At 30.3% G+C, this 8440-nt stretch carries 7 protein-coding genes; all 7 read left to right on the top strand.

What is annotated here, in order from left to right; genetic code table 11:
• Positions 1 to 1007 (top strand): hypothetical protein (locus AB2369_RS08680; protein ID WP_367666087.1); only part of this gene is annotated, 1007 nt, incomplete at its 5' end.
• A 36-nt stretch (positions 1008 to 1043) separates the two neighbouring features.
• On the top strand, positions 1044 to 1316 hold the full coding sequence (locus AB2369_RS08675; protein WP_367666086.1) for an EscU/YscU/HrcU family type III secretion system export apparatus switch protein: 273 nt from the start codon (positions 1044 to 1046) through the stop codon (positions 1314 to 1316).
• 24 nt (positions 1317 to 1340) lie between these two features.
• Complete coding sequence (locus tag AB2369_RS08670; RefSeq protein WP_367666085.1) at positions 1341 to 2030, top strand: metallophosphoesterase; 690 nt, start codon at positions 1341 to 1343, stop codon at positions 2028 to 2030.
• Positions 2031 to 2366: 336 nt separating this feature from the next.
• Entirely contained in the window at positions 2367 to 2648 is a 282-nt protein-coding gene (locus AB2369_RS08665; protein WP_367666084.1) for an ArsR/SmtB family transcription factor, read from the top strand.
• A 14-nt stretch (positions 2649 to 2662) separates the two neighbouring features.
• Entirely contained in the window at positions 2663 to 5122 is a 2460-nt protein-coding gene (locus AB2369_RS08660; protein WP_367666083.1) for a DsrE/DsrF/DrsH-like family protein, read from the top strand.
• Between the two features lie 371 nt (positions 5123 to 5493).
• Positions 5494 to 6459 carry a GTP 3',8-cyclase MoaA gene (gene moaA, locus AB2369_RS08655; protein ID WP_367666082.1) on the top strand — a complete coding sequence of 322 codons (966 nt, stop codon included), beginning with the start codon at positions 5494 to 5496 and terminating at the stop codon, positions 6457 to 6459.
• A gap of 109 nt (positions 6460 to 6568) precedes the next feature.
• A complete protein-coding gene (locus tag AB2369_RS08650) occupies positions 6569 to 8356 on the top strand; it encodes a sigma-54 interaction domain-containing protein (protein ID WP_367666081.1) in 1788 nt (595 codons plus the stop codon).
• Positions 8357 to 8440: the final 84 nt, after the last annotated feature.

The following is an 8440-nucleotide window of genomic DNA, read 5'->3' as shown; positions in this document are numbered from 1 at the left end:
TTGATAAAGGAGAAAAAACTGCAGATAATACTTCTACCTCTAATATATCATCTTTAAAAGAAGACGTAATTAAAAGTCTAGGAGAATCTATAGTAGAAAAGGGAATAAGTAAGGTTTTAGAACAGGGTAAAAATATAGAGGGCACAGAAAATAAAAATATAAATTATGAAAAAGTGGGAAAAGCCTTAGAAAAGGTAGATGTGAAAAATATTATATCCTTTTTGAAAGAAGGAAAAGTAGAAGAGGCAGTAAAGGAATTAAATTTTTCATTGAAAAACCTATCTAGTGAAGAAAAGAAAGTGGTTTTAGAGAGTATAAACAAAGAAATTTCAAGAGAACCTCAGGAGAAGATTCAAGGAAAAGAGATTCCGTCTAATAGAGAATATAAAGTATTAGAAGGGGTTAAAGATATTCCTAAAGAAGAAGTTAAGATTTTAAAGGATTTCTTAGTAAAAACAAAAGAAGATATAAGTACAAAACTTTCTAATTTTAATGAAGTAAAAGACGGGTTAAAAGGAAAGGGCGAAGTTTTAAAGGAAGTAATTAGACAGGTATTAAATGGAGATGTAGAAAAGATTCCAAAAGAATTTATAAAAGAAGTGAAATTTTTTAATGAGGTTAGTAAAGAATACTACTATATGGATGTGCCTATAAAAGCCAAGGATAAGGATTATGGATGCAAAATAATAGTCAAGGATAAAAGAGGAGAAGGAGTAGCAATAGATTCTAAAAATATGAAGCTTATAGTATCTGTTGATGCCCCTAAAATGGGGAAGGTAGACGGATATCTAAGGATATATGATAAAAATATGAGCATAACTTTAAAGGCAAAGGCACCTTTTCATAATGTTCTAAATGTTGGAAAAGAAAAACTCTGTTCATATATAAGAAATCTAGGGTATAATGTTACAGTGGAAGTTCAGGAAAAAAATGAAGATATTCATATAAGCAATTGTAGTGAATTTTTTAATGACTATAGAACTATAGCTCTGAATACACTTGTATAGGGAAGGGGACTTATATTAAAATTAATTCTATAGAAAATGGAGGGAATACTTTTGGAGAGAAGAAAGGCGGCAGCTCTTAAATATAAGGAAGGTACAGATTTAGCACCAAAGGTTGTAGCAAGTGGAGTTGGTAAACTAGCTGATAAAATAATAGAAAAAGCAGAAGAAAATAATGTACCTGTAGTTTATAATAAGGAACTGACAGAGCTTCTTACAAATGTAGATATTGGGGATCACATTCCTCCAGAGCTTTATGAAGCAGTAGCACATATTATTGCATATATTACAGAAATAGACGGAGAAATATAGATATAGAAAAGGATGGGTGAAGTAATGGCACTATATGCTATTTCAGACCTTCATCTTGCATTAAATCAAGATAAGCCTATGGACGTTTTTGGAAACCATTGGTATAAGCATGATGAAAAGATAAAAGAGAATTGGATGAAGAAAGTCAAGAAAGAGGATACAGTTTTAATAGCTGGAGACATATCCTGGTCCATGAGAATAGATGAGGGGCTTTTAGACCTTAAATGGATAAATGAGCTTCCAGGTAGAAAAATAATATCTAAGGGAAATCATGATTATTGGTGGAGTAGTATATCAAAGCTTAATAATCTTTATGATAATATGAGTTTTATACAAAATAATTTTTTTACCTATGAAGACTATGCTATATGTGGAACTAGAGGATGGATATGTGAAGGATCTCATAACTTTAAAGAAAAAGATAAAAAAATTTATGCTAGAGAACAGATAAGGCTTAGACTTTCTTTAGATGAGGCTAGAAAAGCTGGTTATAAAAAGATAATAGTTATGATACATTATCCACCTACTAATGAAAAATTTCAGGATTCAGCTTTTATAGAAATTTTTAAAGAGTATAATGTAGAGAAGGTTATATATGGTCATCTACATGGAATAACTAATGATTCAAAGATATTAAAAGGGATTTATCAGGGAGTGGAATATATATTTACATCCTGTGACTATATAAGTTTTGATCCTATAAGAATTCTTTAGTTTCTATAACTTTAGGCTATAGAACTAATATTTTAACATATTTAAAGTAAGATTAAGAAATAACATAATTTAAGAAGTTTTTTAAGTGGGATTTTAGATTAACTTAGTATTATAGATAAATCATCTAAAAACTCAACCTTTAAATAATGGTAGCTGATGATTTAGTTTTAATTATCATGTGAGTTATATATATTAAGGGTTATATAAATTTAAAATATTACTAGCATAAAGGTAGTCCAAATGGGTTGCCTTTATTTTTAGTAAGATAATAAAAACTATTGCAAATTATATCACTATATCGTAATATATAGATATAGTGATATTGGAGGAATGATGATGGAAAAAGATTTTAAAAAATATAATGAAGCAGCAGAGTTATTAAAGGTACTAGCACATCCAGTAAGATTATGTATAGTGACTGGGCTTTTAGAGAATGGGCCTTGTAATGTAAGCAAAATTCAAGGATGTCTTGAACTTCCTCAGTCTACTATATCCCAGCATCTTCAAAAGCTTAGAGTAGCAGGGGTTATTGAAGGAGAAAGATCAGGTCTTGAAATAACTTATAAAGTTAAGGATTCTAGAATAAAATATTTAGTGGAACTTATTAAAGAGGATTAAGGAGGGATAGGATTATGGGAAAAAAGGTTTTAATAGTTGGAGGAGTTGCGGGGGGAGCCTCAGCAGCGGCTAGACTTAGAAGATTAGATGAGAGTTTAGAAATTGTTATTTTTGAAAAAGGAGAGTATATATCCTTTGCCAACTGTGGATTACCATATCATATAGGAGAAGTTATAAAGGAAAGAGAAAAGCTTTTAGTACAGACACCAGAGGCTATGAAAGATAGATTTAATATTGATGTTAGAGTGTTTAGTGAAGTTATAGAAGTGGATAGTGAGAATAAAAAGGTTAAGGTAAATTCTAAAGAAAAGGGATTATACGAAGAGAGTTATGACTATTTAGTTTTATCACCAGGAGCAAAGCCTATAATACCTAATATAGAGGGAATAAATAGTAAGAAGATATATACTCTAAGAAATATTAGGGATATGGATAAAATAAAAGGTTTAGTTGATAATGGACAAGCTAAAAAGGCCATAGTCATCGGTGGAGGCTATGTAGGAGTTGAGGTAGCGGAGAACTTAGTCGAAAGAAAGGTTAAAACAACTTTAGTAGAAGCAGCACCTCATATATTAGCTCCTTTTGATAGTGAAATGGTAACCTTAGGAGAAAAGGAGCTTCAGGACAATGGAGTATCCTTAATATTAAATGATGGAGTTAAAGGATTTAAAGATATTGAAAATGGAATAGAAGTAACACTAAATAGCGGGGAAAAATTAGTGGCAGATATGGTTGTTCTTGCTATAGGAGTATCACCAGATACAGCTTTCTTAAAATCCTCAGGAATAGACCTTGGACCTAAAGGTCATATATTAGTCACAGATAAAATGCAAACTAATAAGGGAGGGGTGTATGCAGTAGGAGATGCTATAGAGGTTATTGATTATATAAATGGAAGTAGAGCAGCTATACCTCTAGCGGGACCTGCTAATAGACAAGGAAGGCTTGCAGCAGATAATATTTGTGGATTAAATAGATCCTATAAAGGAACCTTGGGAACAGCCATAATTAAGATATTTAATCTTACCGGTGCATCCACAGGGAATAATGAAAGAACCCTTAGAAGATTAAATATTCCATATAAGGTTATATATATACATCCAAACTCCCATGCTTCTTATTATCCAGGGGCTACTCAGATGTCTATAAAGCTTTTATTTAATGAAGAAGGTAAGATATTTGGTGCTCAAGGTTTTGGATATGAGGGAGTAGATAAAACAATAGATGTTATAGCAACCACTATAAAATCTGGTGGGACAATATATGACTTAGCAGATTTAGAGCTAGCTTATGCCCCACCTTTTAACTCAGCTAAATCTCCAGCTAACATGGCAGGATTTGTTGCTGAGAATGTTCTAAGTGGTCTTATGGATGTTATAGGACTTTATGATTTAGAAAGTTATGATGAGAATAAACATTTTCTACTAGATGTAAGGGAAGAGACGGAATGGGATAATGGATATATAAAAGGGGCAACTCATATATCTTTAAATTCATTAAGAGATAGATTAAATGAACTTCCAAAAGATAAAGAGATATGGGTATACTGTGCAGTAGGACTAAGAGGATATATAGCAACTAGAATATTAATGCAAAATGGATTTAATGTTAAAAACTTTACCGGAGGATATAAAACTTATAGTCAAAGTACTTTTAAACCTAATAAGAATGATGGGAATGATGATATTAGTGGAGGGAGAAATACAGAAGAAGAACATTCTATAGATATTAATAAAATTTCTATAAATAAAGAAGTTGATGCTTGTGGATTATGCTGCCCAGGACCTCTTATGACAGTTAAAAGTAATATGGATGATTTAAATCATGGAGAAGTTTTAAAGATAAAAGCGTCAGATCCAGGGTTCTTTGAGGATATAAAAGCTTGGAGTAGTAAAACTGGAAATAGGCTGCTTAGTATTGAGAAGAATAAAGGAATTATAACAGCAACCTTAGAAAAGTCTGTAGAGAATAGTGATTTAAAGAATATGGAGAATAATAATCCAAAAGATAATAAAACCATGGTGGTTTTTAGTGGAGATTTAGATAAGGCTATAGCTTCCTTTATTATAGCTAATGGAGCAGCTTCCATGGGAAAAAAGGTTACTATGTTCTTTACCTTTTGGGGAATAAATATTTTAAGAAAGCCTGAAGGAGATGAAGGTAGTAAAGAATTTCTCCATAAAATGTTTGGTTTTATGATGCCAAAGGGAAGTAAAAATCTTAAATTATCTCAAATGAATATGGGGGGCATGGGACCAAAGCTTATAAGAAAACTTATGAAGGATAAGAATGTATCCTCTCTAGAGGAACTTATAAAATCTGCTATAGATAGTGGGGTAGAAATAGTAGCATGTCAAATGTCTATGGATCTTCTAGGTTTTAGTAGTAAAGAACTTATAGATGGAGTGAAAATAGGTGGTGTTGGATACTACCTTGGAGAGGCAGAGGATTCTAACGTAAATCTATTTATATAGTATTGATTTAACCTGTTGCGATAATCAAATCTTAAAGTAGACTTAATTGATAATTTGAGGTTATAAATCATAAAATTTAAAGGAACTCTTTTTAGGGTTCCTTTATTTTATGATTTAAGAACAATGTGGCACATTTATTTATAATTGAGATTCTTTATAAGAATTCTATATAATTAACTTTATTGACTAAGCTTGTTCTAAAGTTATTGTTTTTTATGGAATCAATTAAATATTATATTTAAATAATATCTATAAATATAAAATTTTTAATTATACAATAAAATTATAGTTTCATTCAATTGTTATTTGAATTTGGTATAGTAATTGCTTTAACTATTAGTATATTTATAATTTTGAGTAGGTGAGATTTAATGAGAGATAAATGGGGAAGAGAAATAAACTATCTTAGAATATCAGTTACAGATAGATGCAATTTAAGATGCAGATATTGTATGCCAGAGGGAAATGGACAATATGTAGAAAATCATAATCTTCTTACTAATGAAGAATTTATAAGACTATGTAGAATTCTAACTGACTTAGGAGTAAAAAAGATAAGAATGACAGGGGGAGAACCTTTAGTTAGAAAGAATATAAATGAACTTATAGAGGGCATTGGAAGTATTGAAGGAGTAGAAGAGCTATGTTTAACTACCAATGGAATACTTTTATATGAACATCTGGATGATTTTAAAGCCATGGGGGTTACTGGAATTAATATAAGTCTTGATTCATTAAATGAAAATACATATAGGGACATAACTAAGGGAGATCTTAATAAGGTAGTGAAGGCAATAAAAAGATCCTTAAGTCTTGGAATAAAAACAAAGATTAATTCAGTTATTATGAAGGGGGTAAACTATGATGAAATAATGGACTTAGCTCTTTTAACTGAAGAATATAATTTAGATGTTAGATTTATAGAACTTATGCCTATTGGAGAGGGGAAAAAGTTTAATGGGGTAAGTTCAGATGAGTTAAAGAGAATAATAGGTGTAAGTAGAGAATACGAAGAGTTAACCCAAGGAGATAAAATTAAGGGACCGGCTGAATATATAAGAATTAAAGGTGCTAAGGGGAAAATAGGATTTATAAGTGCCATGAGTCATAATTTTTGTAGTAATTGTAACAGGATAAGGTTAACATCTGAAGGTTTTTTAAAGCTTTGTCTTCACTGGAATGAGGGAAAAGATATGGGAGAACTTTTAAGAAGGGGATATTCAGATGATGAGATAAAGAACATCCTAGTTTCAGTTATAAATGACAAGCCAAAGAGGCATGAGTTTTTATCAAAGCAACAAGGGGATTTAAGGTATATGTTCCAAATAGGAGGATAATTATTATCTTATAAAAGCATGGTATAAAAATTAGTTTCTACGGAAATTTGAAATAGAATATTGAATTTGCTATAATTATTAATAAAATAAGGTTAAAAAGGGAGATAATATGGGGGAAAGTTTATTAAAGCGAATTCAAGATACTGTTGTAAAATATGCAGACATTATTTCAAGTGTAATTAATGTAGATGTAGAAATCGTTGACAATAAATTAAATAGAATAGCAGGAACAGGATGCTATAAAGGAAAAAATAATGAGGACATATCCAATCAAGGCTATGTGTACAAATATGTATTAAATACTGGGGAGTATAAGATTGTAGAAAGACCAGGTAAGGATGAGCTATGTAGGGAATGTGAATTTAAGCATAAATGTGTGGAGCTTATGCAAATTTGTACTCCTATTATTTTTAATAATATCATAATTGGAGTCATAGCACTTATTTGTTTTAATGAAGATCAAAAGAAGGCTGTGCTTAAAAATATAAATTCTCATCTTCAATTTATAAATCAAATAAGCGATTTTATAAGTACAAAGATATACGAGGATTTAGATAATGAGAGAAATGAAAAATTCACTGAGATATTAAAGCATATAATTGATACTTTAGGAAAAGGTATCATAGCCTTAAATGAGAATAATCATATAGTTCTTATAAATGATATGGCAAGTAAGGTGTTAAATTTAGAAAAGAGTTCACTAGGAAAAAAGATAGGGATAGAGTATTTTGAAAGCTACTCTAGCACTGAAGATACTTTCAACATAACTGTAGATAATAAAGAAGTAAAGCTAAATGGGGAATTAATACCTGTTTATCCTATGGTACATAATTTTGATAAAATATTTATATTTAGTGAAGAAAGAAAACCTGCTGCTATAAATAATAAAACTAAGACTGTAAGTAATACAATTACTTTAGATAATATTGTGGGAGAGTCTTATCCTATGCTTCTTTTAAAGGATAGGATTAAAAAAATAGCAAAATCTAATTCAACAGTATTTATAACAGGAGAAAGTGGTACTGGTAAAGAGGTTATAGCAAGAGCCATTCATGCAGAAAGCGATAGAAGTCATAAACCTTTTATAGCTATAAATTGTGCAGCTATACCAGAATCTTTGCTTGAAAGTGAACTTTTCGGTTATATTAGGGGAGCTTTTAGTGGAGCTAATCCTAATGGAAGAATAGGAAAATTCGAACTTGCCAATGAAGGGGTTATATTTTTAGATGAAATAGGGGATATGCCCCTATATCTTCAAGTTAAAATATTGAGAGTTATTCAAGAGAGGAAACTTGTTAGAATAGGATCTAATCAACTTGTAGATCTTAATATAAGAGTTATTGCGGCTACTAATAAGGACATACCGAAATTAATAAAGGAAAATAAGTTTAGAGAGGACCTATACTATAGACTAAATGTTATACCTTTAGAATTACCTCCTCTTAGAGATAGGGAAAATGATTTGGAACTTATAGCTATAAGGCTTTTAGATAGATATAATTTTCAGCTAGGCAAAAATGTTAATGGTATAGATAAAGATGTTTTAGATGTTTTTAGAATATATAGGTGGCCAGGAAATATTAGAGAACTTGAAAATACCATAGAATTTATGGTTAATTTAGTTGATTATGGTGGTAATTTAACTAGGGATACTATTCCAGGTGCCATAATAAAAAGTGTAATGGGAGAAGAAAATAGTCAAATAGAAGTAATTAAAGTGGAAAATAACTTTCATATAAAAGAAGATGACATAAAACCTTTAAAGGAAATAGAATTAGATTATATAAATAAGATTTTAGATATTTGTGGACATGACACAAAAGGGAAACAAGAGGCAGCTAAAAAACTTGGTATAGGAATTGCAACTTTATATCGAAAAATAGGAGAAAATAAATAATATTTTTCCACAATAAATTATCAAAATGATACTTTAATCCTTATCATAGGGATAAAAAATATCATTTTGATAAAGATGAGTTAA

The sequence above is a fragment of the Clostridium sp. genome (genome assembly GCF_040797585.1).
Classification (GTDB): domain Bacteria; phylum Bacillota; class Clostridia; order Clostridiales; family Clostridiaceae; genus Clostridium_Z.
This window is presented reverse-complemented; position numbering and strand designations above follow the sequence as displayed.